27 protein-coding genes are annotated in these 25,354 nt (G+C 39.0%); 19 read left to right on the forward strand and 8 right to left on the reverse strand.

Translation table 11 applies throughout. The features are described from left to right. Positions 1-3 precede the first annotated feature (3 nt). Both PUND_RS17735 and rluF read left to right on the forward strand, forming a co-directional pair. Positions 4-1,089, forward strand: coding sequence for a DUF418 domain-containing protein (locus PUND_RS17735; RefSeq protein WP_010388927.1), 1,086 nt, complete (start codon positions 4-6; stop codon positions 1,087-1,089). A 43-nt stretch (positions 1,090-1,132) separates the two neighbouring features. Further along, entirely contained in the window at positions 1,133-2,104 is a 972-nt protein-coding gene (gene rluF / locus PUND_RS17740; RefSeq protein ID WP_010388926.1) for a 23S rRNA pseudouridine(2604) synthase RluF, read from the forward strand. Between the two features lie 62 nt (positions 2,105-2,166). Here the strand turns inward: rluF and PUND_RS17745 are convergent, their stop codons facing one another. Further along, positions 2,167-5,235, reverse strand: coding sequence for an efflux RND transporter permease subunit (locus tag PUND_RS17745; RefSeq protein ID WP_010388925.1), 3,069 nt, complete (start codon positions 5,233-5,235; stop codon positions 2,167-2,169). Positions 5,236-5,237: 2 nt separating this feature from the next. Beyond that, entirely contained in the window at positions 5,238-6,320 is a 1,083-nt protein-coding gene (locus tag PUND_RS17750; RefSeq protein ID WP_041709337.1) for an efflux RND transporter periplasmic adaptor subunit, read from the reverse strand. A 122-nt stretch (positions 6,321-6,442) separates the two neighbouring features. Between PUND_RS17750 and PUND_RS17755 the strand changes: the two genes are divergently transcribed. Both PUND_RS17755 and PUND_RS17760 read left to right on the forward strand, forming a co-directional pair. Beyond that, on the forward strand, positions 6,443-7,345 hold the full coding sequence (locus PUND_RS17755) for a LysR family transcriptional regulator (RefSeq protein WP_010388923.1): 903 nt from the start codon (positions 6,443-6,445) through the stop codon (positions 7,343-7,345). Then, a complete protein-coding gene (locus tag PUND_RS17760) occupies positions 7,335-7,640 on the forward strand; it encodes an MGMT family protein (protein WP_010388922.1) in 306 nt (101 codons plus the stop codon). The genes PUND_RS17755 and PUND_RS17760 overlap by 11 nt, the downstream gene beginning before the upstream one ends. Positions 7,641-7,859: 219 nt before the next feature. Here the strand turns inward: PUND_RS17760 and PUND_RS17765 are convergent, their stop codons facing one another. From PUND_RS17765 to trhA, 4 genes are all read right to left on the reverse strand, one after another. Next, positions 7,860-8,915 (reverse strand): acyltransferase family protein, encoded by a 1,056-nt coding sequence (locus PUND_RS17765; RefSeq protein ID WP_021033129.1) that lies wholly within the window; start codon positions 8,913-8,915, stop codon positions 7,860-7,862. Positions 8,916-9,007: 92 nt separating this feature from the next. Next, complete coding sequence (locus tag PUND_RS18415) at positions 9,008-9,463, reverse strand: hypothetical protein (protein ID WP_240539522.1); 456 nt, start codon at positions 9,461-9,463, stop codon at positions 9,008-9,010. Positions 9,464-9,983: 520 nt separating this feature from the next. Continuing rightward, complete coding sequence (locus PUND_RS17775; protein WP_010388918.1) at positions 9,984-10,280, reverse strand: hypothetical protein; 297 nt, start codon at positions 10,278-10,280, stop codon at positions 9,984-9,986. A gap of 322 nt (positions 10,281-10,602) precedes the next feature. After that, positions 10,603-11,232: a PAQR family membrane homeostasis protein TrhA gene (gene trhA, locus PUND_RS17780; protein ID WP_010388917.1), complete on the reverse strand. Its 630-nt coding sequence runs from the start codon at positions 11,230-11,232 to the stop codon at positions 10,603-10,605. A gap of 281 nt (positions 11,233-11,513) precedes the next feature. Between trhA and PUND_RS17785 the strand changes: the two genes are divergently transcribed. From PUND_RS17785 to PUND_RS17855, 15 genes are all read left to right on the forward strand, one after another. Further along, positions 11,514-11,792 (forward strand): hypothetical protein, encoded by a 279-nt coding sequence (locus PUND_RS17785; protein WP_010388916.1) that lies wholly within the window; start codon positions 11,514-11,516, stop codon positions 11,790-11,792. Between the two features lie 228 nt (positions 11,793-12,020). Beyond that, positions 12,021-12,599, forward strand: coding sequence for an LON peptidase substrate-binding domain-containing protein (locus PUND_RS17790; RefSeq protein WP_041709407.1), 579 nt, complete (start codon positions 12,021-12,023; stop codon positions 12,597-12,599). Between the two features lie 70 nt (positions 12,600-12,669). Next, complete coding sequence (locus PUND_RS17795) at positions 12,670-13,293, forward strand: sigma-70 family RNA polymerase sigma factor (RefSeq protein WP_010388914.1); 624 nt, start codon at positions 12,670-12,672, stop codon at positions 13,291-13,293. Continuing rightward, complete coding sequence (locus tag PUND_RS17800; RefSeq protein ID WP_010388913.1) at positions 13,286-13,960, forward strand: ChrR family anti-sigma-E factor; 675 nt, start codon at positions 13,286-13,288, stop codon at positions 13,958-13,960. The genes PUND_RS17795 and PUND_RS17800 overlap by 8 nt, the downstream gene beginning before the upstream one ends. An 8-nt stretch (positions 13,961-13,968) precedes the next feature. Beyond that, a complete protein-coding gene (locus PUND_RS17805; protein WP_010388912.1) occupies positions 13,969-14,922 on the forward strand; it encodes a YbgA family protein in 954 nt (317 codons plus the stop codon). After that, positions 14,922-16,316 carry a deoxyribodipyrimidine photo-lyase gene (gene phrB / locus PUND_RS17810; protein WP_010388911.1) on the forward strand — a complete coding sequence of 465 codons (1,395 nt, stop codon included), beginning with the start codon at positions 14,922-14,924 and terminating at the stop codon, positions 16,314-16,316. The genes PUND_RS17805 and phrB overlap by 1 nt, the downstream gene beginning before the upstream one ends. Position 16,317: 1 nt before the next feature. Continuing rightward, the gene (locus PUND_RS17815; RefSeq protein ID WP_010388909.1) at positions 16,318-16,746 is read left to right on the forward strand and encodes a nuclear transport factor 2 family protein; all 429 of its coding nucleotides are present in this window, start codon (positions 16,318-16,320) and stop codon (positions 16,744-16,746) included. Between the two features lie 2 nt (positions 16,747-16,748). Continuing rightward, entirely contained in the window at positions 16,749-17,459 is a 711-nt protein-coding gene (locus PUND_RS17820) for an SDR family NAD(P)-dependent oxidoreductase (RefSeq protein WP_010388908.1), read from the forward strand. Next, positions 17,456-18,709: an NAD(P)/FAD-dependent oxidoreductase gene (locus tag PUND_RS17825; protein WP_010388907.1), complete on the forward strand. Its 1,254-nt coding sequence runs from the start codon at positions 17,456-17,458 to the stop codon at positions 18,707-18,709. The genes PUND_RS17820 and PUND_RS17825 overlap by 4 nt, the downstream gene beginning before the upstream one ends. Then, positions 18,702-19,439 (forward strand): DUF1365 domain-containing protein, encoded by a 738-nt coding sequence (locus PUND_RS17830; protein ID WP_010388906.1) that lies wholly within the window; start codon positions 18,702-18,704, stop codon positions 19,437-19,439. Before PUND_RS17825 ends, PUND_RS17830 begins: the two co-directional genes overlap by 8 nt. Positions 19,440-19,488: 49 nt before the next feature. Then, a complete protein-coding gene (locus PUND_RS17835; protein ID WP_010388905.1) occupies positions 19,489-20,751 on the forward strand; it encodes an SAM-dependent methyltransferase in 1,263 nt (420 codons plus the stop codon). After that, positions 20,729-21,229, forward strand: coding sequence for a DUF2878 domain-containing protein (locus tag PUND_RS17840; protein ID WP_010388904.1), 501 nt, complete (start codon positions 20,729-20,731; stop codon positions 21,227-21,229). The genes PUND_RS17835 and PUND_RS17840 overlap by 23 nt, the downstream gene beginning before the upstream one ends. A 23-nt stretch (positions 21,230-21,252) precedes the next feature. Continuing rightward, positions 21,253-21,741 carry a chalcone isomerase family protein gene (locus tag PUND_RS17845; protein WP_010388903.1) on the forward strand — a complete coding sequence of 163 codons (489 nt, stop codon included), beginning with the start codon at positions 21,253-21,255 and terminating at the stop codon, positions 21,739-21,741. Between the two features lies 1 nt (position 21,742). After that, positions 21,743-22,285, forward strand: coding sequence for a DUF3833 domain-containing protein (locus tag PUND_RS17850; protein ID WP_010388902.1), 543 nt, complete (start codon positions 21,743-21,745; stop codon positions 22,283-22,285). 205 nt (positions 22,286-22,490) lie between these two features. Further along, on the forward strand, positions 22,491-22,766 hold the full coding sequence (locus PUND_RS17855; protein WP_008112559.1) for an HU family DNA-binding protein: 276 nt from the start codon (positions 22,491-22,493) through the stop codon (positions 22,764-22,766). A 65-nt stretch (positions 22,767-22,831) separates the two neighbouring features. Here PUND_RS17855 and ilvN read toward each other — a convergent pair whose 3' ends face one another. Both ilvN and PUND_RS17865 read right to left on the reverse strand, forming a co-directional pair. Further along, positions 22,832-23,332: an acetolactate synthase small subunit gene (gene ilvN / locus PUND_RS17860; RefSeq protein ID WP_010388900.1), complete on the reverse strand. Its 501-nt coding sequence runs from the start codon at positions 23,330-23,332 to the stop codon at positions 22,832-22,834. Next, on the reverse strand, positions 23,332-25,056 hold the full coding sequence (locus tag PUND_RS17865; protein ID WP_010388899.1) for an acetolactate synthase 3 large subunit: 1,725 nt from the start codon (positions 25,054-25,056) through the stop codon (positions 23,332-23,334). The genes ilvN and PUND_RS17865 overlap by 1 nt, the downstream gene beginning before the upstream one ends. Positions 25,057-25,354: the final 298 nt, after the last annotated feature.

Genomic DNA, 25,354 nt, shown 5'->3' on the forward strand with positions numbered 1-25,354 from the left:
AATATGGACTTTATAAGGGGCATAGCAGTACTTGGACTGGTATTTATTAACTGCTATTCCTTTGCAATTTTTGAACTCAATTACACTCCACTTACCACACCTCCAGCTAGCGATAATTTTTTACACACCTTAAGCCTTATATTTGTTGAAGGGCGGTTTCGCACATTATTTACGTTATTATTTGGTGCTGGTCTTTATATTCAGTTTCAGCGTCAGCAATGTATTCAGCCATTAAAAAAACGCCTATATTGGCTTATTGTGTTTGGCTTAATACATGGGTTGTTACTGTGGGCGGGTGACATTTTGTTTTTATATGGGGTGTCAGCATTACTGGTATTACGCTATTTAGATTACACGGACGAAGAGCTTAAAAGCAAAGCGGTCTTTTTTACTTTTATCGCTTTACTTGCCACAGCAATGTTTATGTTAGGGCTTAATGAAGAACCACTCTATAGGGATTCTCCCGAGTTTTACCAGATATATAATAGTTATTACCAAAGTATTGGTGCGCATTTTAGCCAAAATATAACAATGAGCATTTATATGTTGCTAACAGTGCCTATTTTATTACTGTGGGCAAGTGCTGGCTTTATGCTAATTGGTATTGTTGCCTACAAATGTAATGTGTTTAGTGATGGATTTAGTAGGTCGGGGCTAATTAAACTTGCTGTGTTAAGTTTGTTGCTGACTAGCTTACGATTAGTGTTAGATTCATATGAACAAGGTATTGGTTATGCGTTACAAGAGCCTGTTAATGAACTGGCTGCTTTATGTGTGGCGCTGCTTTATATTCATTTAATCGTTAAACTATGCAATAACAGCGCGCAAATAGGGGGGCTCATTCAACACGTAGGGCGGTTAGCGTTTACTTTATACATAAGCCAAACCATTATGCAGTTATTATTGTTTAAAGTGCTTTTCCCTCAGTGGGCGCTTAGTTTTAACCGCATTGATTATTGGCTTGTTGCTATTTGCTTAGTGGTTGTACAGCTTATGTTTACTGCACTCTACTGTCGTTATTTTAAGCAAGGGCCTCTTGAATACCTATGGCGTAAATTAGCGCAAATTAAGCGCGAAAAAATAGCTTGAGTAGTTTAAACTATGCGCCTTTATATTTAAGAAGATTTGCCATATGACAGACTTAAAGCGTTTAAATAAATTTATTAGTGAAACAGGGTTTTGCTCACGCCGTGAAGCCGATAAATATATTGAGCAAGGTCGTGTTACTGTTAATGGTGAATTACCCGAAATGGGTGTTAAAGTCGCACAAAGCGATGTGGTATTGGTTGATGGTAAGCCATTAAAAGCACCACCAAAACGGGTTTACATTGCTTACAATAAACCAGTCGGTATTACCTGTACCACAGAACGAAAAATTCAAAGTAATATTGTAAAAGCGGTTAATTATCCTGACCGTATCTTTCCTATTGGTCGCTTGGATAGGCCCTCAGAGGGGTTGATTTTTTTAACCAATGAAGGGGACATCGTTAATAAAATTCTTCGTGCTGGCAATAACCACGAAAAAGAATACGTGGTTACCGTAGATAAACCACTAAACCGCCAGTTTGTGAATAAAATGGCAAACGGTATTCCTATTTTAGATACCGTGACCAAAAAATGTAAAGTGACGCAAACGGGTGCCCAGCAATTCACTATTATTTTAACTCAAGGTTTAAATCGCCAAATCCGTCGTATGTGTGAATATTTAGGTTACGAAGTGGTTACATTAAAGCGTGTGCGTATCATGAATGTAACCCTTAAAGGGTTAAAAGTAGGGCAATGGCGTCATTTAAGCGATGCAGAAATGGCGGTTATTAACGACTCGATTGCTGATTCAGGTAAAACACAAGAACATTCGCTGTATGATGATAGTCTGCAGGGCAATCTACCTGAACAATCTAAACGTGCACATAAGCGTGAGTATCAAGGTGACAAGCCACGAACAAAGAACAACGAACAACATAAGCAAGCCAACAAAAGCAGCCGTAATACGCCATATCAGAAACGTTCAACCACCTATGTTGGTAAATCAAATGCCAATAAAGCCAATTCCGCATCAGGAACTAAAGCTAAGAGCAGTGGCACGTTAAGCTTAAAAAAGTAATTAAGCTGGTATAAATCAAGCAAATAAAAAACGCAGCCTAGGCTGCGTTTTTTTATTAATGATTAAGACTGTTTAGGGTAGTCAATTCTAAACACCACAGTGTATAAAACCGGCACCACAATCAGGGTTAGTATGGTGGCAAAACCTAAGCCAAACATAATGGTGACCGCCATTGATTGAAAGAATACGTCAAATAATAATGGGATCATGCCAAGTATTGTAGTGATAGCGGCCATGGCTACAGGGCGCACACGGCTTACGCCTGAGTCAAATACTGCTTGATAGGGTGATTTTCCTTCACTAAGTTCTAAGTTTATTTGATCGACCAATACAATACCGTTTTTAATCAGCATGCCGCTTAAGCTTAATAAACCCAGTAGCGCCATAAAGCTAAAGGGGGCGTTCATTACTAATAAGCCTGCGCTTACACCAATAATAGCCAATGGCACGGTTGCCCATATAACTAAGGGCTTTTTAACTGAGTTAAACAGTAATACTGTTACCGCAAACATGGCTAAATAACCCAGCGGTAACGAACCAAAAATAGCCTTTTTCGCTTTGCTTGATGATTCGAACTCACCGCCCCATTGCATTTCATAGCCTCGCGGTAAATCAATTGCCTCAACTTCAGCGCGAACTCGAGCAAATAATTTTGCAGGGGTTTCATCACCCAATACATCATGATCTGCCATTACCGTTATGGTACGTTTACGATCACGACGCATAATTAAGCTGTCTTCCCACTCAACAATAAATTCATCAACTACTTGAGTTACCGGCACAAACACGCGTAATACCGGGCTGTAAATTTGTAAATCGTGAACACTGTCTACATTTAAGCGCTCGCTAGCTGGTGAGCGGGCAATAATAGGCAACAATTGCGTACCATCACGATAAACACCCACTTGCTTACCCGACAGGCTCGTTAACAGAACTTGGTCAAGGTCAAACTTGGTGATCCCCAAGCGGCGTGCTTTTTGTTCGTTAAATTGGGGGCGAATCATTTTAGTGCGTGCACGCCAATCATCGCGAATGTTAAAAGCACCGTCGTCTTTGGCGATAATTTCTTTTGCTTGAGATGATAGCTGTCTTAATATCACCGGATCGGGGCCTGAAAACCGCGCCTCTATTTTAGCATCAGTTGACGGGCCAATTTCCATTGGTTTTACTTTTAGCTTTGCTGACAGCGGATGTTGCTGTGCGTAATCACGCACCTTTTGCATTACTTTAGCGACCGCATCACGGTTGGTGACACGAATAATTAACTGCCCATAAGCAGGATAAGACTTTTCTGGCGCGTAAGTTAGCATAAAGCGCGGCGCACCTTGGCCCACCGTACTGGTGATTTCTGTGACCAGTTCATCCTTTTGTAAATAAGCTTCGAGCTGTTTTATGCCCTCAAGGGTGGCACGAATATCAGCACCTTGATCTTGCCAGTAATCCACATAAAACATCGGTGTATTTGAGGCTGGAAAAAACGATTGTTTTACCGAGCCAAATCCCACTACAGCGCTGCATAAAAGGGCAACCATAAGGACTAAGGTTGTTTTTCTAAAGCGCATAGCTAAATTTAATATCGCTTTATAACCATTGAATATGATGCCTTGATAAGGGTCTTCATGTTCTTGATTATGTTCGTGTTTAAATTCGGTTTCTTTAAACATTAAATGGGCAAAAAATGGGGTAAGGGTAATTGCGGTGATCCAGCTTAATAGCAATGAGATAAACAGCACCCAAAATAAGCTGCCGGCAAATTCACCACTGGCATCTGAGCTTAAACCAATTGGTGCAAAAGCGGTTATAGCAATAACTGTTGCGCCAAGTAGTGGCCATTTCGTTTGATCTACAATATTAACTGCGGCTTTGAGCTTTGTTTGACCGCGCTTAAGGTTGATGAGAATCCCTTCGGTAACAACAATGGCATTATCAACCAGCATACCTAGCGCAATAATTAGCGCGCCTAATGATATACGCTGTAGATCAATTGCAAACAGCTTCATAAATATAAAGGTGCCTAATACCGTCAGTAATAAAATACCGCCAATAAGAACACCGCTTTTCAAGCCCATAAAAATAAGTAGCACAACAATAACTATTGCAATGGCTTCTATTAAGCTAACAATAAAACCATCTACAGACTGCTCTACTTCTTTTGGTTGGTTATACACCGAGCTAATATCAATACCATGTGGGCGTTGATATTCAAGAGATGCTAAATGTTCATCTATGTGCTTACCTACATCAACAACATTAACCCCAGACATAAACGAAACACCAATAAGCAGCGCCTGTTGTTGATTGTAATGAATGACATTGGTCGGTACTTCAGCATATTCACGGTACACTTGTGCAACATCGCCTAAATAAATTAGTTCGCTCGCACCAGGCTTTGAGATTAATAAGGTTTCCAGCTCCGTTACATCTTTAAATTCACCGGTTGGATGTAAGCGAATAGACTCATCACCGACACGAATACGTCCAGCGTTAGACACCGTGTTTTGTGATTGCAGCAAGTCATAAATATGACTAGGTGCAATACCTAGCTGTGCAAGCTTGCGGGTCGATACCTCAACCATTACTTGTGGTTGTTGTTGTCCTGCAATTGTGACTTTGCTAACACCTTTGACTAAAACAAGTTCACGCTTTAAATAGTCAACATAGTCTTTTAATTCATCATAAGAGTAGCCATCGCCAGTAACGGCAAACATAACGCCGTAAACATCGGCAAAATCATCAATTACATTACTCGGGTAAACACCACTTGGCAGCGACGGGCTTAGGTCGTTAATTTTTCGACGCATTTCATCCCATATTTGCCTTAGCTCTTGTTTACGATAGGTGCTTTTCATTTCTACGGTAATTTGTGATTTACCATTAGATGAAATAGAGGTGACATAATCAACATAGGGGAGCTGTTGGATGGCGTTTTCAATTGGAAATGTTACTTCTTCTTCTACCTGCTGTGGAGATGCGCCCGGATACAAAGTGATTACCATGGCTTTTTTCAAAGTGAACTCAGGGTCTTCTAGCTGGCCTAAATCAAAGTAAGACACGCTGCCGCCTATTAATAGCAACAACGTAAACATCCAGCTAATGACTTTCTTTTCAATAGATAGTTGCGCAAAGCCCATAATTATAAGCCTCGCTCTTTATTCCAAGGGCGAACAGACATGCCTTCTTGTAAAGAGTGAACACCGGCAGACACAATTTGTTGGCCTTCTTTTACGCCGCTAAGCACTTCAATAGTGTCGTGATGTAATTGACCTACTTGCACTGCTTGCTTATGTACAGTGCCAGTTTGCTGATTAAAAACCCACACATAAGCATTATCGCTTAGGCTTTTATTCGGATCTGAAAATACCGACTCAATTGGTAAAATAGTGTAGGGAGTTTGTGAGCGAGTTACTTTACTTAAATCTATCATCACTTGCCCAGACATACCCGCAAGCAAATTAAAATCTTTTGGCACCGGTAATGAAAACACCACTTTATAGGTAAGCGTTGCCGGATCGGCTTGAGTATCCCATTCTTTTAGTGTGAGTTTGTATTGCTTGTCGTGATAGCCATCAAATTCAACCATAGGTTGGTATTGGGTATCTTTTTGAATGCGCGCAACGATTTTTTCAGGAACCTGTATTTCTACATCCATAAAATCGCGAGTTTCTAGGCGCAGAACATTTTGTTTTGCTTGAATACTCTCAAAGTTTTTTACAAACACTTTAGCTACTATGCCAGCAAAAGGAGCACGAAGCTCACTGTATTCTAAATTGGTTTCTGCAATTTTAAAGGCTGACTCGGCAACTTGCTCATTAGCAACCGCTTGATCAAGCTCTGATTGACTCGTGATGTTTTTGTCGAATAATTGTTTAATGCGTTTTAGCTGTGATTTTGCCAGTTCGTATCGTGCTTTACGTTCGTTATATTGTAATTGAAAATCCTCAGGATCTAACTTAGCCAATAGTTGTCCTTTTTCAACTTGTTCACCAGCTAATACAGGAAATTCAACCAACTCACCGTTGACCCTAAAAGCAAGATATGAGCCTTGGTTTGCAACCACTTCAGCGGGGAAACTGCGAATGTTAGTTTGTGAATCATGACCAATGCTAAATAATTTAACCGGACGAATAGGCTCTTCCTTAGCTATATTCTCGGGCTCTGAGCAGCCTATTAAACTTAGTAATGTCGCAGATAGTAAACATAAGCGAAACAGTGGCATGATATCTCCATGATAAAAAAAGGCTAAATAAGTGTGTGCAGCATACGCTGCAAACATATAAAATAAAATTCATTAAATTTTAGAAACTCAATAAGTTTTACTTATGATGTGCTGAGTGGCCGATGAAACTTAACCAATTACAAATATTAGATGCTATTGTGCAAAGCGCGAGTTTAAGTGGAGCGGCATTAAAGCTACATAAAACGCAACCAGCGCTCACATTGGCGATTAAAAACTTAGAAGCTAAGTTAGGCTTTGACCTACTGGACCGTTCTCATTATCGCTTACAACTTACCGAAAAGGGGCGTATTTTTCATCGCGAGGCTAAACAGTTATTAGCCGCTAATGAGCAACTTACTCAGCTCGCAACAGAGCTGGCATTAGGCAATGAAGCGCAATATAGAGTCTGCTACGAGCAAATTTGTCATATGCAAAGTTATAACGAGATCATAAGTAATACTTTTAAGCATTTTTCGAGTACCGAATTTCGTTTAACCAGTGGTAAGCGGTTTGTGTCTTTAGAGCAAGTTAATACCGGTCAAGCCGAGCTTGGAATAGGCCCGTGGTTTGATTTATTCCATGCAACTGGCGATTTAGAAAGCCTACCCATTGGTAAACTAGATATTGGCATTGTAGGAGCTAAAGGGGTTTTACCTAAGCAGCTTAGCTATGATGAATTACAGCTTTACCCGTGTTTGGCTATGTTTGAAAGTGGTTTGAGCATAGACAGCGATAGACTTTCCTATTCAAAAGGAGCTGTGGTGATGAAAATTGATGATATATCTACCTTGAAGTCTTTTCTACTTTCAGGGGCTGGTTGGGCAATGATGAGTTTAGGGCATTGTAAAAAAGAAATAGCCGCTGGCTCATTACAGCAAATCATTGTAACCGACAGAGAGCACCAGTTCAGTGCGCAAATTAGAGCCTTTCGTCAGCATGCTATGCATCATGGGCCTGTAGCGCGTAAAATTTGGCAGCAATTTAAATTACTCAGTGAGGAGTATTTAAGCAAGAATGGACGTTAATAAAGAAACGGTTATTTACACTATCATAGCCAATATACCCAAAGGCAGTGTTGCCAGTTATGGCCAAGTAGCAGCACTTGCGGGTTATCCTAGTAATGCTAGGTTGGTAGGTCGTTTATTAAAAGAGATGCCAAAAGATTCGGCGATCCCTTGGCATCGAGTGGTTAATAGCCAAGGTAAAATATCATTTCCCGAAGGAAGTGATAAATATCAAGAACAACGACAAAAGCTGTTATTAGAAGGTGTTAATTTTAAGAATAATAAAGTGAATATGCGCGAGTGTAGATGGGAGTGATATAACCACTCTCGTCAGATAAGTGCCCGTGTAGGTTGGACAAGTGGCGGAGCCACGCCACCCGACAAAAATAATGAATTTACCAGAAACAACCCAATTTACCCGTTAGCGATATAAATAACTGATTTATACTGTAAGTTAAACCATCTATATTGACTGAGTGCCAATTGCAAACATTGGTAACGCCTCGTTAAGAGGCAAATAATATGTTGGCTAAAATTAGCGACGAAGGAGCAAAAGCCAACTGTTTTTTGTCCTTTTAAACGACTTGTAAAATGTTTTGTTACGTATGAACCTAGCAACGGGCTTTTCAAAATATTTAAATGATACAAATGCTACTGAAACAGTTAGAACGAAAGATAATAATAATTTCAATTCAACATTTAAATTAAGCTTGTTTACAAAAATAATAATTGGCATGTGAAGCAAATATAATGAATAAGATACTTTTCCCAAGAAGTCACCGAACCTGTTAGCTAATAGTACATTGTTATCAGGAACTAAAAATACAATGCAAAAAAATACGGAACTCATTACAAGTAATACTTCATAGCTTAACCACATTCTTGTCTTAGCATCAGACGTGACAGATGAGATTTCTGGGTACATAGCAGGTATTAATAGTAACACTAGAATAAAGTAATGTTTCTTAAGGTATTTCGGTACCTCAAAAGACTTATAGTGCATTCCAAAAATAACCCCAATAAAAAAATAAGGTAAACTTCTTAACGTATTAAATAAATTGTAACGTACTCCGTTTATGTCTCCATATACTCGAGGAAAGTTTGCGAAAAACAGCAGGAGCATAACCGCGAATATTGAAAGGTAAATATAGCCTCTCCTATTCTTTGAAAATGACCAAAAAATCAGAAATATGAAGTAAAATTGTATTTCAGGGGGGATTGACCAAAGTATGCTATCACCATATAAAAATAGCAGATGACTAATCAGTGCATTCGTATCTGGAATGTTATAAAGACTATCATTGCCGATTAAGGACAAAACATAAGAGCTAAGTACAATAACCAAGAATAATGGAACTACTCTTGCGATTCGAGCTAATAAGTAGTGCTTGATATTAACTTTGCTGAATTCTTGGGTCAGGTATAGGTGAGACATTAAAAAGCCACTCAGCAAGAAGAACAGCATTACACCGTACGCTCCAGAGCCTCCGCCTAACATTCCATTAAGCCAATTTGTTATATCGCTAAAGTGAGTAATAAACACAACTAATGCAGCCAACCCACGTAATGTGTTTAATTTTCTAATCTCCAACTAAAACTCCGGACTTGAATAATACAGGCATCTAACGCCGCCAACAGCGGCCGAGCGTAGCGAGGTCCATGCTGCTTGGCCTTGTTACATACTCATTGACCAATTGGGTAACTCACAATTGTTTGAAAGTCAGTGAACGCCATCATTTGATTTCCTTTAAGACCATGAAATGGAAACTCCGAGAACGTATAACCTCTAGGCGACAAGTCAAAATGTAGTTGGTCATCTCCAAACGCTAGTTTTCTTGAGTGCGCAGGAAATGTTCCTTCATCTTTCTTGGTTACCATAAACGCAATTGGAAAAAAACTGAGCAGACTAACTGTCGCAATGTGGCCTTCATTATAAAAGCCAACGCATTTAGCACTTAAGTGCTTGTTAAATGGGTAGAACCAGTAGTAAATATCATGAGAATCATCAAGTGCCGAGTCATCACCAAGAACAAAATCTTTCAGTGGTTGTAAATATGGTGAATATTTTTGAGGGCTCTTACACTCTTCTACAGATGTAGCAGCTAGGATATGGCCTATCATAGCTCTTGAAAACTTCATAGAGTCAACATCTGTAGATATGAAATTATACGGGTGGTTTAAGCTCGTAAAATAACCTTTAACTTTTAATGTAAGAGACTTACAAACTCTGGCGATCTCATCATCATTACCGCCAAGATGCTCATTATTGCACTTATGGCATATAGTCTTAAACTTACTTCCATTTGGTGACTCAACCCCTTTTACCTTGGAAGCTCCGACTCCCATTAGCTCAGTGATATGGCGTTGCTGTACCTTAGTTATTGTAATTGCCCCCTTAGGCGGAACGTGATCTGGCGACAACCGACCGAAAGAACCGCATATAAGACAATAACCTTCATTAATCTTTGTATGTGCAAATCTCTTAGAGATATTTTTGCTATAGTTTCCCATGACTACCTATGACGTATGTAACGCCCGCATAAGCGGCTATTAATAATGGGCTAAAATTATTGAGCGCAGCGACAATAGCCCATTGTTAATTGTCCGAGCGAGTTTACGAGCCTTGATGCTCTTGTTATATGGCGATTTACACTAAACCTTACCGCCCAAAATAGTGGCTTGCGTCAGAGTCTACTACTGTAATATTTTTGGTTTTTTCTTTTAGTTTCAAAACAACTTCATCATTGGAAACTGAAACGACGTCTATAAAATTGAATTGTTCACCTAGCTCACCAGGGGCTTCAGAACACCAACCAACTTTCTTTGAATGGCATCTATAGAGTTTATTATCTTCAATTTTTAGAAAAAATCGCCACGTAGTGTCAGTGATAAGATAATTATCATTGTGCCCTGATTTGATATTTTCAAAAAGTGCTTCTTCTTCGTCAAAGTTCATCTACTTTCCATAGCCATATAACAATTTAATAGTGCGCTCATCGCGCATATTTCTGCCGACTTAACGCTCATTTATCTATTTTATATGGTTTTAACAAATTATCTAAGGCATTACTATCACTAAGTTTTCTAAATTTTTTAGGTAAAGTTAAATGGACCAATATGCGCACAGCGCTCATTTTCATGAATATATGCGCAAGAGCAGTTTAACTAATCTATTAACGACAATATTTAGTCAATCTCAATGACCGTTTCTCGCTGTGTGTTGCATCGAATGGTTGAACTCACAGCTCAAACCAGACTAATCTATATGGCTAACCAGCCTAATAAACATAATTACTGATCGAAATATAATGGCTAACACATCCACCAATAACAAAGAGGTGCCAAATAGCATGGCTATATTGAGTGCTTTTAGCACTATAAAAAATAGTACCTACACTATAAAATAAGCCGCCAGCTAATAGCCAATAAAGTGCATTGATAGGCACGTTTAAATAAAGCGGATACACAATGGCTAATGCAAACCATCCCATTAATAAATAAGTAGCCAGTGAAACTTTTTTATTGCCATTTTTAACCAATAGCTTATAAGCGATGCCTGCAAACGCTACTGTCCAAATAAAGGCTAAGGTAGCCCAAGACCAGAGCCCAGATAACGACAGCAACAAAAAGGGCGTGTAGGTGCCAGCAATCAGTAAATAAATGGCGCAATGATCACATTTTTTGTAAAACGCTCTCAATCTTGGGCGCACACTGGCGTGATAAAGCGTTGAAGATAAAAATAAAATAAACAAGCTACTGCCGTATATCAGAGTACTGGCATAGCCTTTCACACTATTAGTTTGTTTTACTAAATCCCAAACAACAAAAGCAGCGAATACAATGCCTAAGGCATGACTAATAACATTTAACAGCTCTTCTTTTTTAGAATAGGGAGCTTCAAAAGACATAACAGATCCTACCACTTTGCGAATAAATTTTAGTGTACATGTGTACGCTGAAATTTTCAAATACGAAATAAAGTCATTAATTTACTGAACATTAACAAACACACTATTATTTGGTTTTATTTTTAAATTCATTGGTCAAAATTACTAATCTAGATTTTGTGGATTTCTTTTTAATTTATTTATTTCATTTTAAAACAATGGTTTATAAGGTTTTTCCATTGTGGCATAGCCCTTGATTGTAACTAAGCGTACTAACCAATAAACAAACAAGGAATACTATTATGAATACTTCAATCAACATCACAATCGCAAGCTTACTTGTATTAGGTTCAACTAACGTTAACGCTACAGAAGTCGATTTAAATATTACAGATATGCTAACTAACACTGTGTCTACTTATGTGTCACAGGCAAGCAACGAACTTGAAAAGTCTGTAAAAGAAGCCGTTTCTTTTGATGCACAGGTTATTCTTGACAGCTTACTTGAAAATAATCCTGTCGTTGATAACAGCAACATGGACGAAAAACAACGTGTAGTTAAAGCACAACCAAAGCAATAAAAAGGGAATAAAAGTAATGAACAGTGAGTTCGAATTATTAGCCTTAATGTTGGCACCTGTGGCAAGTATACTGAGTGTTTATTACTTGGTTTACATGATAAAAAATGTGGGAACGAGGTTTAATTAGCGGATGCATTTGCACTGTAAAGCAATTGATGTAACTAAAGCTGATCGACTTGAATAAAGCGCACGTAAATAAAGGCAGAGTGTTTGAAAGAAGTAGACTTTATGAAACGTGCGATTTTCCCATTACCTATATTTATATTACCTGAAGGCTATACGCGATTACGTATATTTGAGCCTCGTTATTTAACGATGGTAAAAAACGCATTAAAAACCAATAGCGGTTTTGTTTTATGTACCTTTGAGCATGACACCCCGTTAAACATAAGCGCCCAAGGCTGTTTAATGGATGTTATTGACTTTGATCAAGACGAAAGCGGTATGCTGTTAATTGATGTATTTGCATCTAAGAGTGTGCAAATAGATAACGTGTATCAAGATGAGCAGGAACTTCGCCATGGTGATGTATCCGCTTGCAACACACCTTATTGGTACAACAAAGATAACCACGAAATTGGTCAACACCAACTTTTACAAGTATCACTAGAAGACGTTTTTGCGAATAACCCCGATTTGCAATCGCTTTATAAAACCACCAAATTTAATCAGCTTGCGTGGATTGTGGCGCGTTGGCTTGAATTACTTCCCATTTCTATTGAGAAAAAACAACAACTTGCATTTGAGACTAACTTTGATAACTTGCTTAGATTCCTCCATACTGTGATTAATAACGAATTTGCCTAAAATAATTATGATCCGCTTGTAACCATTGCTCGTAATGGTATTTACTAAAGCAATAACGGGACATTTTACTATGGTAAGTCAACAACAATCACTAAGTTGTGAACCTAACACAGGTAAGTACACTGCCATGCCAGAAACACCAAGTACGGAACTCAGGGAAGCATTAGTTAATGTAGCTCAATCTCGCGATAAAAAATCTTTCGCGTACTTGTTTGAATATTTTGCACCTAAGATTAAGCGCTTCGGCATAAAGCAGTTTGGTGTAGAAGCCCAAGCAATGGAATTAGTTCAAGAAACCCTCACTTCCGTATGGCGTAAAGCCCACTTATACAATAGTGAAAAGGGTGCAGCTACTACTTGGGTCTATACCGTAATGCGTAACGCCTCTTTTGACATGCTTCGTAAAATGAAAAGTAACAAAGAAGAAAATATTAGCGAAGACATTTGGCCGTTATTGAACGAATCTGAAGATACACATCACGAATACAGCGACCACCTTGAAGACCAACAAATTAAACGTTATTTAGATAAATTGCCTCAAGCGCAAAGAGAAGTTGTGCGCGGCGTTTATTTTCAAGACATGTCGCAAGAGCAGTTAGCTCAACAATTAAACATTCCAGTAGGCACGGTAAAATCACGATTACGTTTAGCCTTGCAGAAATTACGTAATGAAATGGGAGATCAGCATGATTAAACATCACCCGAGTGAAACACTACTGACACAATACTGTGCAGCAACACTTCCAGCATCGCTTAGCCTCGCCGTATCAATACATGTTGATATGTGCCCAGTGTGCCAAGCTAAAGTTGAAAAACTTGAAGCGGCTAATGCGCGAGCAGTTTTTAGTGACAATATGGATGTGGCAACTGATGAGCAAGCCGATCAAGCCGATGATGTAATTGAATCAAGTTTACTTGATATGATCACGGCCGATGACTCGATTGATGAAGTATATTCTGTTGAACCAGTTAGTATTAATGTTAATGAGCATAATTACAGCTTGCCGAGAGCTTTAACACGGATCTCGCATGGTAAATTTACCCAAGTAGGTAAGCTTGCGCGTTCTCGAATAGCTCTTGATGATGGCCATTTACGTTCAAGCTTGTTACACATAGATGCTGGTGGAGAAATTCCGGAGCACACACATACCGGTTTTGAGGTTACTTTACTGCTTGATGGTGAATTTACAGACGAAGAGGGCAGTTATGTTCCTGGTGACTTTATTTGGCAAGATGGCCGTCATCAACACACCCCCCTAACAAAAGAGGGATGTTTGTGCTTTACTGTTGTTAGTAGTGCGCTACATTTCAATAAAGGACTTAGCAAGTTACTTAACCCAATTGGTGGCTTGATTTATTAAGAGAATCTATGCAAACAGATACAATAAAAATAGGTATTAGCGCCTGCTTGGCAGGCGAAAAGGTAAGATTTGACAGTGGCCATAAAAAATCAAATTTTTGTATGGAAGAGCTGGCCAAGCATGTTGAATATAAAATGTATTGCCCAGAGGTTGCGGTAGGATTACCAATACCTCGTCCAACCATTCGTCAAGTAAAAACAGGCGATACCATCAAAGTGTGTCGTCCGGATGGCACGGGAGATGTTGGCCCACAGCTCACAGAATACGGTAAAAAAATAGCTACAGAACAAGCAGGGCACCTAAGCGGATTCGTTTTTTGTGCTAAGAGCCCAAGCTGTGGCATGGAGCGGGTAAAAATCTACAATGAAGCAGGAACCGGTAACACCTCTGAAGGCGTTGGTTTCTTTGCTGAACAAATCATGAAACATAATCCTTTACTACCTTGCGAAGAAAATGGACGTTTAAATGACGTTCATTTACGCGAGAACTTTGTAATGCGTGTTTATACATTACATAACTGGCAACAGTTAGTGAAAGAGCCCGTTACTGTTCATCGTTTGACCCAGTTCCATGCTCAATACAAATATTTGTTAATGGCTCATAATTATCAAGCGTATCGTGATTTAGGCAATCTACTTGGAACGTTTGTAGGTGACGATGTTAATGCTCTAGCCGACGAGTACATTTTAGGTTTAATGAATGCGCTTAAGCGTCCTGCTTCAAGAAAAAATAATTCTAACACGTTGATGCATTTGCAAGGTTACTTCAAAAAAGATTTATCAAAAATCGAAAAGGAAGAAATGCGAGATGCAATTGATGAGTATCGCCAAGGGTTGGTGCCGCTGTATGTACCACTAACATTGCTTAAACATCATTTAAAGGTTCACCCGAATGAGTATTTAAGTAAGCAAATTTACTTTAACCCTTATCCTAATGAACTTAAGCTACGTTACGGTTTGTAATGAATTCACTATTTTGGTTTAGGCGCGATTTGCGCCTTTTTTCTAACGAGGCGCTGATCGAAGCGCTAAATAATGGTGCTAAACACGCCATTTTTTTTGTGTGCGAAAAACAATGGGCACAGCATAATACTGCTGCCATTCAAATTGACTTACTTAAACGCAGGGTGAGTTATATTCGCGAAAAGCTTGCCAAATATGGCGTAAATTTGCATGTAATAGACGCCCCTTTTTTTGCCGATTGCCAAACTAAACTTCTCGATTTTTGTCAGCAACACGATATTAAACACATAATAGCCAACACTGAGTATGAGCTAAATGAATTTAATAGGGACAAAGCGATTCAGGCACAGTGCGACCAACAGCAAATAACATTTACTTTATACGAGGGTGATATCATTGCTCCTGTAGGTAGTGTGCGCACTCAAAATAATGAAATGTATAAAGTATTTACACCGTTTAAACGCGCATGGTTAAAGCAGTATCAAGATACACACTTTAGTTTATTACAGTGGCCGATATCTGAAGAGCCGATAGAAATCGAACAGTGTGAGTTACTAAGTGGTGATGAAAGCTCAATAAAATGGCCTGTTGACGATGATACTCTATCAACCGTAGTCGATAATTTTATTCACGATAAATTAGCAAGCTATGATGACGTACGAGACATACCCAGTGTAAAAGGAACATCGGGCTTAAGCCCCTATTTAGCACTAGGGGTTGTTAGTAGTAAACAATTAATGGTTAATATACAACAACATTACCCCGATATACTGACCACCTCAAAAAGTAAAACGTTTACCTGGGTTAACGAACTGATCTGGCGTGAATTTTACAAACACCTAATTGCTGAATTCCCAAAACTTTCACGCGGTGCCAATTTTAACGAAAAGTACGATAGTGTGAGTTGGCGTGACAGTGACGCTGAGTTTAAGCAATGGTGCGAAGGCCGTACAGGCTATCCACTTGTTGATGCCGCCATGCAACAGCTATTGCAAACAGGCTGGATGCATAATCGTTTAAGAATGGTGGTTGCGAGTTTTTTAACTAAGCACCTACTGATTGATTGGCGTAAAGGCGAGCAGTTTTTTATGCAGCATCTTATTGATGGCGATTTAGCCTCAAACAATGGTGGTTGGCAATGGGCTGCAAGTACCGGCTGTGACGCACAACCTTACTTTAGAGTATTCAACCCCATTACCCAAAGTGAACGCTTTGATCCAAATGGTGATTTTATTCGTAAATATCTGCCTGAATTACAAAAAGTGCCAGATAAACACATTCATTTCCCACATACTTACTTAGCAGCAACGGGACAAAGTGAACACTGTTACTGGCCAGCAATAGTTGATCATAAAGCGGCACGAGCGAGGGCTTTAGCTGCATTTAAGGTGTGATATGGATAACCAATTATCAGTCGATAAATTTGTAGAAATATATCAAAAGCTTGATAAAGATAACCTAGAGTTATTAACTGAAATTTACGCTCAAAACATTCACTTTATAGATCCGCTGCACGAAATTAATGGCCTTGAAGATTTAAGTCGTTATTTTTGTGGTTTATATAGTAATGTTAAGTATTGTCGATTTGACATAACTGATTCATTTACCAGTGATAATAATGCATTTGTATACTGGACAATGCATTATTCTCACCCAAAACTTAACGCAGGCAATACAATTTCAGTGCAAGGGCACAGTAAACTAGTATTTGAAGGTGCGAAAATTATTAAACACCGCGATTACTTTAATGCTGGAGAGCTTTTGTATAAGCATATTCCATTACTGGGCAACATTATTAATTTTATTGATAAAAGGGCTGGTTAATTATGATTACGCTTATTACAGGTGCAACATCAGGTATAGGTGAACAACTCGCGATAAAGTATGCAGAGCAAGGTGATACAGTCATTGCGTGTGGACGAAATACGCAAAAGCTCGCAGAACTTGCCAAGCATAACAACATAAAAACCTGCCAGTTTGATGCAACCAACTTGCAAGATATTAAAGCTGCGACTCTCGGCTATCCGCAATTTGACCGCGTTATTCTTAACGCCGGTAATTGCGAATATGTTGATGATGCACGCAATTTTGATAGCGCCCTTTTTGAGCGTGTTATTAATGTTAACTTACTTTCTATGGGGTATTGCTTAGAGGCTCTTTTACCCAAAATAACATCAGGCGGCCAACTAGTGATGGTCAGTTCGAGTGTTACTTATTTACCTTTACCGCGTTCAGAAGCGTATGGCGCATCAAAGGCGGGCGTAAGCTATTTAGCTAAAACCCTTGCGGTTGATTTAAACGACGTTGATGTAACACTAGTCCATCCTGGTTTTGTAAAAACACCGCTTACAGACAAAAATGATTTTCCTATGCCTATGGCTGTTAGTGCTGAAAAAGCGGCTGACTATATAATCAAAGGCGTAAAAAAACGTCGTAAAGAAGTCCATTTTCCGTATCGTTTCACACTTATATTAAAAGCACTGCGAATATTGCCACTTTCGCTTTGGCTTAAAATTGCAAAAGGATTAACCCGTTGAAAAAAATAGCAATAATTGGGACTGGTGTATCAGGTTTAACTTGCGGACACCTATTGCATAAGCATTATGATGTCACACTATTTGAAAAGAATGATTATATTGGTGGCCATACTGCCACGGTTGATGTAAATCACAGCGGCATTAACTACGCAGTTGATACCGGTTTTATCGTATTTAACGATAGAACATACCCTTACTTTGAAAAGCTGCTTGAGCGTATTGGTGTAAAACGTAAACCGACCCAAATGAGCTTTAGTGTTCATAATGAAGCAACTGGCTTTGAGTATAACGGGCATACATTTACTAGTTTGTTTGCTCAGCGCAGAAACATAGTGAGACCTAAGTTTTGGCGTCTTTTGTACGATATTGTGCGCTTTAACAAACTGTGCAAGGCTTTGTATGAAAAAGGCCAATACACTGAGCAATCACTTGGTGAGTTGCTACAACAGCATCGCTTTAATGACTTTTTTAAATACCACTATATTTTGCCAATGGGTGCAGCTATTTGGTCGACAAGCATTAAAGAAATGGAAAACGTGGGCGTAGAATTTTTTGTAAAATTCTTTTTTAACCATGGTTTATTAGACATTACCAATAGGCCGCAATGGTATGTTATTCCGGGAGGCTCTCGTGAATACATTAAGCCGTTGATAGCTGGTTTTGCTGATAAAATACAGTTAAACACTGACATTAAATCGGTAACCAGAGACGAGCAGGGAGCCACCATTACATTTGCTGATGGTCAGCAAGCCCTGTTTGATAAGGTTATTTTTGCGTGTCATTCAGATCAAGCGTTAGCGTTACTCGGTGATGCCTGCGAGCAAGAAAATAAGGTGTTGGGTGCTATTCCATACACTGAGAACTCGGTGGTATTGCATACCGATGTTTCATTATTACCAGATAGGAAAGCAGCGTGGGCGAGCTGGAATTACTTACTAAATAATAATACCGACAAAGCCGCTGTTGTTACTTATCAAATGAATATACTTCAAGGGATAGAGTCTGATACCCAATTTTGTGTCACTTTAAATCACTTAGAAGGGATTAATCAAAGTAAGATTTTACGTGAGTTTACTTATCACCATCCTGTGTTCAATCAACAATCTATTGCTGCTCAACAGCTGAAAAATACGGTTGACGGGCAAAACAATACTTATTTCTGTGGGGCTTATTGGTATAACGGCTTTCATGAGGATGGTGTGCGCAGTGCCGTCGATGTTGCAAAACAACTTGGAGTAGAGTTTGACTAATGCAGTGTATTTAGGCGATGTAAAGCATCGCCGTTTTGCTGTAAAACATCATGCGTTTAATTACCCACTTTATATGATGTGGGTTGATTTAAATAATACTCATGCGCTTAATGGCGTCCATAAGCAGCTTGGAACTTCAGGGTTTAAAGCATTGAAGTTTGAGCAATCTGATTATTTAAAAGGGTTACCCGATAGTCATCATCAGCCCATCATAGAGCGTGCTCATGCGCAGCTAGCCCAGTTAGGGGTAGATGAGAAATTTAGCCATGTGTACCTGCTAGGGCAATTACGCTGTTTGGGGATTTATTTTAGTCCAGTTAACTTTTACTTTTTTGGCCAACAAAACAATGAGTTTAGCTATATGGTGGCCGAGGTGAGTAATACCCCATGGAATGAGCGACATTACTACTTGGTTCCACTACAAAAAAAAGTGAACTTTAAGAAAGTATTTTCCGTATCACCCTTTATGAATTTGGATATGAACTATCATTGGACTGTTCGTCAAAAGAAAGACAATATACTGATACGTATAGAAAATAAGCGCGATGAAGAACTACTTTTCGATGCATCGTTAAGGTTACAGCGTCAACCCTTGTGCAATAAACAAATGAGCAAGTTGTTGAAGCGCTTTCCTGCGATGACATGGTCTATTTTCAGAGGTATTTACTATCAGGCATTTAAGTTGTTTGTTAAAAAAGTCCCATTTTTAGGTCATTCAGGCAAACTTTAAATTTAATTTATGTTGTTTTATAAGTAATAACAATAATATAGGTAAGTATATGGAAAAGGTATCGAGCTTACGCGTTCAGGAACGCACCAGTTGGTTTACTAATTTTTATAAAAAGTTAGTGTTTAAAGCGTTCTCGTCAATTGAAACAGGTCAGATAGTGTTGGTTGAGAATAACCAACAGTCTGTATTTGGGGATGCGTCTTCAGAGCTGAAAGTTACTGTCACCGTTAACGACAATGCCATGTATAAAGCGTTCGCTCTTTCTGGTAGCGTGGGTGCGGGTGAGTCTTACATTTTAGGGCAATGGCAATGTGATAATTTAACTCGGTTAATCGAAATTTTTGCGATTAACCAAGATCAACTAGATGCATTTGAAAAAAAGTTCGCGTTTTTTAGCAACATCGCTCACCGTATAAACCACATAAAAAACAAGAACTCACATGCGGGTTCAAAAAAGAATATTGTCGCTCACTATGACTTAGGAAATGATTTATACGAGTCTTTTTTAAGTAAAGAAATGCTTTATTCGAGTGCAGTCTACCCAAGTAAAGATGCTAGCTTAGAACAAGCACAGCAGTACAAGCTACAACGTATATGCGAACAAGTTGAGCTACAACAAGGCGACACTGTTATTGAAATTGGCACCGGGTGGGGCGCGTTTGCTATTTATGCCGCTACTCATTATGACTGCCATGTAACCACCACAACCATCTCTGACGAACAACACGATTATGTTGCTAATAAAATTAACCAGCTTGGGCTTGAAAATAAAATAACCTTGCTCAAGCAAGATTATCGCTTATTGACTGGCAAATACGATAAGTTAGTTTCAATCGAGATGATAGAAGCCGTTGGGCATGAATACTTACCCAGCTTTTTTACTAAGTGCGGTGAGTTATTGAAAGACAACGGTGCTATGCTTATTCAAGCAATTACGATTAGTGACCAGCGTTATCAACACTATTTAAAAAATTCAGACTTTATACAACAGTATATTTTCCCCGGTGGGTGTTTGCCTTCGCTTAACGAAATGAGTGAACAAATTAAAAATAACACCGACATGAATATTCACACCATAAACGACATTGGTGCTCACTATGCCCGCACTCTTGCTGATTGGCGAGAGCGTTTTATTGCCAGCTGGCCAAAGCTTGATAGCGATAAGTTTGATGATCGTTTCTATCGTTTATGGCTTTTTTACCTTGCTTATTGCGAGGGCGCATTTAGAACCCGAGCAACCAGTACCGTGCATTTAATGGCACGCAAACCCCGCTTTACGAGTAGTAATGATGAGATTGCACTCGCTTATTAATTTTGCGCTGTTTCAAGTAGTGTGGTTTATGTGCCTGCTACTTGAACAGCATGCAATTGTATACTCTGCTGTAGTCATCGCTTTGATGTTTTACTTATCAGCACAAAAAAAACAAGATGCTTTGCTGGTTTTAAAAGCCCTGCCACTAGCACTGTTGTGTGAGTTTATTGCGGTTCAGTTAGGGTTATTCGAATTTAAAGTCGATCCTCTGCCATTTTGGTTGGTGTTTTTATGGGTCGCATTGTTGCTGTGTATCAATACCTCTATGTCGTTTCTGACAAACCTTAAACCATGGCAAGCATTTGCTGTGTGTTTATTATTTGCCCCTGGCAGTTATTGGGCCGGCTCACGATTTGAGGTATTAGAGTTAGGGATGCCACTGTGGCAGTTTTGGCCACTTTACGGTGCTTTATGGGCTGCAACATTTACGTTTATTTTATTTTTAAACGGTAAAATAGGCGAGTTTGTTAAGCAATAACACAATACAGTTTGGAGATAACGATGAAAACGCTTTTAAATTTACTTATTGTTTATGCTTTATTTAGCCCTGTAGCTAATGCTGATACTCAGTTTAACAAGGTGGGTGAAGCACGTATGGAATACCTGTTTTGGGATGTTTATGATGCAACGCTTTATACACCTTCTGGTAGTTACACCGCTAAACAAACGCCTGTTAAATTTACCTTAACTTATTTGCGCGATTTTGACGCTAAAGACATTGTAAAAGCGACTAATGAGCAGTGGCAGCACCTAGGTAAACCTCAACTTTCAGAGCGCTATGCTGATAAATTACTCTCGATATGGCCAAATATTAAAAAAGGTGAATCGTTAACCTTGCTGACTGATAAGCAAGGACACAGTATTTTTTTCCATAACGATAACCAAATAGGTCGCATTGATGATGCCGCATTTGCTGAGGATTTTTTAGCTATTTGGTTAAGTGAAAACACCTCAGAACCATCAATTAGAAATCAACTATTAGGGATTTAATATGATTAATCTAAAACGCGTTAAAGTTGCCATGGTATTGGCCGTAAGCTTTTTTATTGCAAGTTGTTCAGCTCCAAGTGTTGAACATTACAAGGGTTCAGAACCAAATTTCGATTTTAAGACTTTCTTTAGTGGTGATTTGAAAGCCTATGGCGTTGTACAAGACTTTAAAGGTGAATTAACCCGAAAGCTTGTTGTTGACTTAAACGCTACATGGGATGGCAATAAGGGCACTATTGAAGAAGACTTTGTTTACGATGATGGAGAAACACAAAAACGCATTTGGAAAATTACCTTAAACGACGATAACACATTAACAGGAACAGCCTCTGATGTTTTAGGGATAGCTACAGGAGAGAGTGATGGTAGTGTGTTTCATTGGAATTATAATGTAGAGATCCCTTACGATGGCAGCACTTTAGAAGTTAATTTTGATGATTGGATGTACCTAGTAACAAATACACGCTTGATAAACCGCACGTCTATTGTTAAGTTTGGTGTTGAGGTTGGGGAAGTAACCTTAGTAATAGAAAAGGTAGAGTGAGTCATTAAGGTGCAAAGTTGCACTAATAGTGTGCTTAAATTAAGCTTTTGTTAACTCAACTCGCTGTATTTTACAGTGAATTTTACTATTTTTACTAATTTTTTAGTATTTTAGATAAAAAACGTAATTTGCTGTTGCTAACTCTTCGAAAATGCATAAAGATAGGATTTGCGAAGGCAAAATAATAACGAATAGGAATCTAATAATGAACAAAGCTCAACTAGTTGAAAAAATCTCTACTGACGCAGAAATCTCTAAAGCAGCCGCTACACGTGCACTTGACGCATTCACAGGCGCTGTAACTTCTTCATTAAAAGAAGGCAACTCTGTTGCATTAGTTGGTTTTGGTACTTTTTCAGTTAAAGAACGTGCTGCACGCACGGGTCGTAACCCACAAACGGGTGCAGAAATCCAAATTTCAGCAGCGACTATTCCAAGCTTTAAACCAGGTAAAGGTCTTAAAGACCAAGTAAACCTATAATTTTAGGTTTATAAAATATAATAAAAGGGCTATTTAGCCCTTTTTTTTTGTTGTAAATTTATCGCTTATTTAGCTTTAAGCGCTTTATCTCCTCGGCCAATGCCGACTGCGCCTGAGCGTACCACTTCAATAATGTCGGTCTCGTGGCGTAAAGTATCTAAAAATGACTCTATTTTATCGGTGCTACTTACCAATTGTAGGCTGTAACTTTGACGACCCATATCTAAAATAGCCCCTTGAAATACATCAACAACACGAGTTACTGCCGCACGAGTAGTTTCATCTTTGGCAAATACTTTTACTAACAGCAGTTCACGCTCTATGTGGCTCATGTCAGTTAAATCAACCACTTTAAGCACATCGACCAGCTTGTTTACTTGTTTTGTTATTTGTTCAACAATTCTGTCATCACCTTTAGTGGTTACCGTAATACGAGAAAGAGACTCATCATCTGTGGTACCCACTGTTAAGCTATCAATATTGTATGCTCGTTGAGAAAAAAGCCCCACTATACGTGATAACGCACCAGGTTCATTTTCTAATAATATAGATAATATACGACGCATTATGCCTTCACTCCTTTTCTTAACCACATTTCGTCTATACCACCGTGCTTAATTTGCATTGGGTAAACATGTTCTTTTTCGTCTACTAAAATATCTAAAAATACCAATCTGTCGGTTATCGACATGGCTTTGTCTATCGCGGGTTGTAACTCATCAAGGGTGTTTACTCTGATCCCAACATGGCCATAGCTTTCAACAAGCTTTACGAAATCAGGCAAAGATTCCATATACGATGAAGAATGCCTACCGCCATAAATCATGTCTTGCCATTGTCTTACCATACCTAATGAACGGTTATTTAAGGAGATCACCTTTACTGCTAAGTTATACTGTAAACAGGTTGATAGCTCTTGAATGTTCATTTGAATGGAGCCGTCTCCAGTCACACATAAAGACTCTTTATCAGGAAAAGCCAGCTTAACCCCCATAGCCGCAGGTAAACCAAAGCCCATAGTGCCTAGGCCGCCTGAGTTGATCCACTGACGAGGGTGTTTAAATGGATAGTACTGCGCGGCAAACATTTGATGTTGGCCAACATCAGAGCTGACATAAGCATCTCCGTTGGTCGCTTCATATATTGCCTCGATAACTGCCTGAGGTTTTATTTTGTCACCATCGCTGTTGTAACTAAGGCATTTTTGTTCACGCCAGCTAATCACTTGTCGCCACCAATCTTCTTGTGCACTGCGATCAATTTTAATTGGGCTGTTATCTATGGCAGTTTGTAATTGCTCAAGTACCGTTGCCAAACAGCCAACAACAGGAATATGTGATTTAATGGTTTTAGAAATAGAGGTTGGATCAACATCGACATGGACAATAGTGGCATTTGGGCAGAATTTTTGAACATTATTAGTAACCCGATCATCGAATCGTGCGCCAAGTGCTAAAATAACATCGGCATTGGCCATCGCTTTATTGGCTTCTAATGTGCCGTGCATACCCAACATACCAATAAAGTTAGGGTGAACGCCCGATATACCGCCCAGTCCCATTAACGTGTTGGTAATAGGGGCATTAAGTGACTCGACTAAATGAGTTAGTTGCTCTGAGGTGTTTGAAAGCACAATACCGCCACCAGAGTAGATAACCAGTTTTTTTGCTTCTAAAATAGCAGTAACGGCCTTACGAATTTGTTTAGAGTGACCCTTGGTATTAGGGTTGTAGGTTCTGAGTTCTGTTGCCGCTGGAAAGTTGTAAGCAAAAGTTAGCTCTGGGTTAAGCATGTCTTTAGGAAGCTCTACTACCACAGGCCCTGGGCGGCCAGTGCTGGCAATATAAAAGGCTTTAGCAAGAATATTGGGAATTTCACTCGCGCTTCTACAATTAAAGCTATGTTTTACAATCGGGCGAGAGCAACCAACAATATCGGTTTCTTGAAACGCGTCATCACCAATAAGACTTGTGGGCACTTGACCTGATAACACCACCATAGGAATAGAATCCATATACGCAGTTGCTATGCCTGTTACACAGTTTGTTGCACCGGGACCTGATGTAGCAAGTACAACACCTACTTCACCGGTGGCTCTTGCGTAACCATCGGCCATGTGTGTAGCCGCTTGTTCATGGCGTACTAAAATGTGCTCAATATCGTCTTGCTGAAAAAGTGCGTCGTATAAATCTAATACTGAGCCGCCGGGATAACCAAATATATACTTTACCTTTAGCTCTTTTAATGACTTAACAACCAATTCAGAGCCATTATATTCTTGTTTACTCATCCTCATTCCTCTGTTGATTACATGCAAAAAAAAACCCCCGCGTAGTGCGAGGGTTTTAAAAAGCATTTTTCACCTTTTAATACATCCCCGCTGGGCTTATCACTAAGACCAGTACGAGTAAGACTAAAAGGCGAAATTGTGTATTCATGATGTTTTGCTCTTTAAAATAAAATGCTGTTTAAATAACAATTTTTGTATGTGGTTATTTTTAAGGCTTTTGAGCACACATGTCAACCCATTAAACTGATTTTTGGATTAAAAATTCATTTTTAAATGTTTTTTAATCTAATAATCTATT

This window comes from Pseudoalteromonas undina, from assembly GCF_000238275.3.
GTDB lineage: Bacteria > Pseudomonadota > Gammaproteobacteria > Enterobacterales > Alteromonadaceae > Pseudoalteromonas > Pseudoalteromonas undina.

What these genes read in the sequence shown, in the direction of transcription:
- PUND_RS17735 (WP_010388927.1), top strand. Translation starts at nt 4, where the DNA reads ATGGACTTTATAAGGGGCATAGCAGTACTTGGACTGGTATTTATTAAC.
- rluF (WP_010388926.1), top strand. Translation starts at nt 1,133, where the DNA reads ATGACAGACTTAAAGCGTTTAAATAAATTTATTAGTGAAACAGGGTTT.
- PUND_RS17745 (WP_010388925.1), bottom strand. Translation starts at nt 5,235, where the DNA reads ATGGGCTTTGCGCAACTATCTATTGAAAAGAAAGTCATTAGCTGGATG.
- PUND_RS17750 (WP_041709337.1), bottom strand. Translation starts at nt 6,320, where the DNA reads ATGCCACTGTTTCGCTTATGTTTACTATCTGCGACATTACTAAGTTTA.
- PUND_RS17755 (WP_010388923.1), top strand. Translation starts at nt 6,443, where the DNA reads ATGAAACTTAACCAATTACAAATATTAGATGCTATTGTGCAAAGCGCG.
- PUND_RS17760 (WP_010388922.1), top strand. Translation starts at nt 7,335, where the DNA reads ATGGACGTTAATAAAGAAACGGTTATTTACACTATCATAGCCAATATA.
- PUND_RS18415 (WP_240539522.1), bottom strand. Translation starts at nt 9,463, where the DNA reads ATGAAGTTTTCAAGAGCTATGATAGGCCATATCCTAGCTGCTACATCT.
- PUND_RS17775 (WP_010388918.1), bottom strand. Translation starts at nt 10,280, where the DNA reads ATGAACTTTGACGAAGAAGAAGCACTTTTTGAAAATATCAAATCAGGG.
- trhA (WP_010388917.1), bottom strand. Translation starts at nt 11,232, where the DNA reads ATGTCTTTTGAAGCTCCCTATTCTAAAAAAGAAGAGCTGTTAAATGTT.
- PUND_RS17785 (WP_010388916.1), top strand. Translation starts at nt 11,514, where the DNA reads ATGAATACTTCAATCAACATCACAATCGCAAGCTTACTTGTATTAGGT.
- PUND_RS17790 (WP_041709407.1), top strand. Translation starts at nt 12,021, where the DNA reads ATGAAACGTGCGATTTTCCCATTACCTATATTTATATTACCTGAAGGC.
- PUND_RS17795 (WP_010388914.1), top strand. Translation starts at nt 12,670, where the DNA reads ATGGTAAGTCAACAACAATCACTAAGTTGTGAACCTAACACAGGTAAG.
- PUND_RS17800 (WP_010388913.1), top strand. Translation starts at nt 13,286, where the DNA reads ATGATTAAACATCACCCGAGTGAAACACTACTGACACAATACTGTGCA.
- PUND_RS17805 (WP_010388912.1), top strand. Translation starts at nt 13,969, where the DNA reads ATGCAAACAGATACAATAAAAATAGGTATTAGCGCCTGCTTGGCAGGC.
- phrB (WP_010388911.1), top strand. Translation starts at nt 14,922, where the DNA reads ATGAATTCACTATTTTGGTTTAGGCGCGATTTGCGCCTTTTTTCTAAC.
- PUND_RS17815 (WP_010388909.1), top strand. Translation starts at nt 16,318, where the DNA reads ATGGATAACCAATTATCAGTCGATAAATTTGTAGAAATATATCAAAAG.
- PUND_RS17820 (WP_010388908.1), top strand. Translation starts at nt 16,749, where the DNA reads ATGATTACGCTTATTACAGGTGCAACATCAGGTATAGGTGAACAACTC.
- PUND_RS17835 (WP_010388905.1), top strand. Translation starts at nt 19,489, where the DNA reads ATGGAAAAGGTATCGAGCTTACGCGTTCAGGAACGCACCAGTTGGTTT.
- PUND_RS17840 (WP_010388904.1), top strand. Translation starts at nt 20,729, where the DNA reads ATGAGATTGCACTCGCTTATTAATTTTGCGCTGTTTCAAGTAGTGTGG.
- PUND_RS17845 (WP_010388903.1), top strand. Translation starts at nt 21,253, where the DNA reads ATGAAAACGCTTTTAAATTTACTTATTGTTTATGCTTTATTTAGCCCT.
- PUND_RS17850 (WP_010388902.1), top strand. Translation starts at nt 21,743, where the DNA reads ATGATTAATCTAAAACGCGTTAAAGTTGCCATGGTATTGGCCGTAAGC.
- PUND_RS17855 (WP_008112559.1), top strand. Translation starts at nt 22,491, where the DNA reads ATGAACAAAGCTCAACTAGTTGAAAAAATCTCTACTGACGCAGAAATC.
- ilvN (WP_010388900.1), bottom strand. Translation starts at nt 23,332, where the DNA reads ATGCGTCGTATATTATCTATATTATTAGAAAATGAACCTGGTGCGTTA.
- PUND_RS17865 (WP_010388899.1), bottom strand. Translation starts at nt 25,056, where the DNA reads ATGAGTAAACAAGAATATAATGGCTCTGAATTGGTTGTTAAGTCATTA.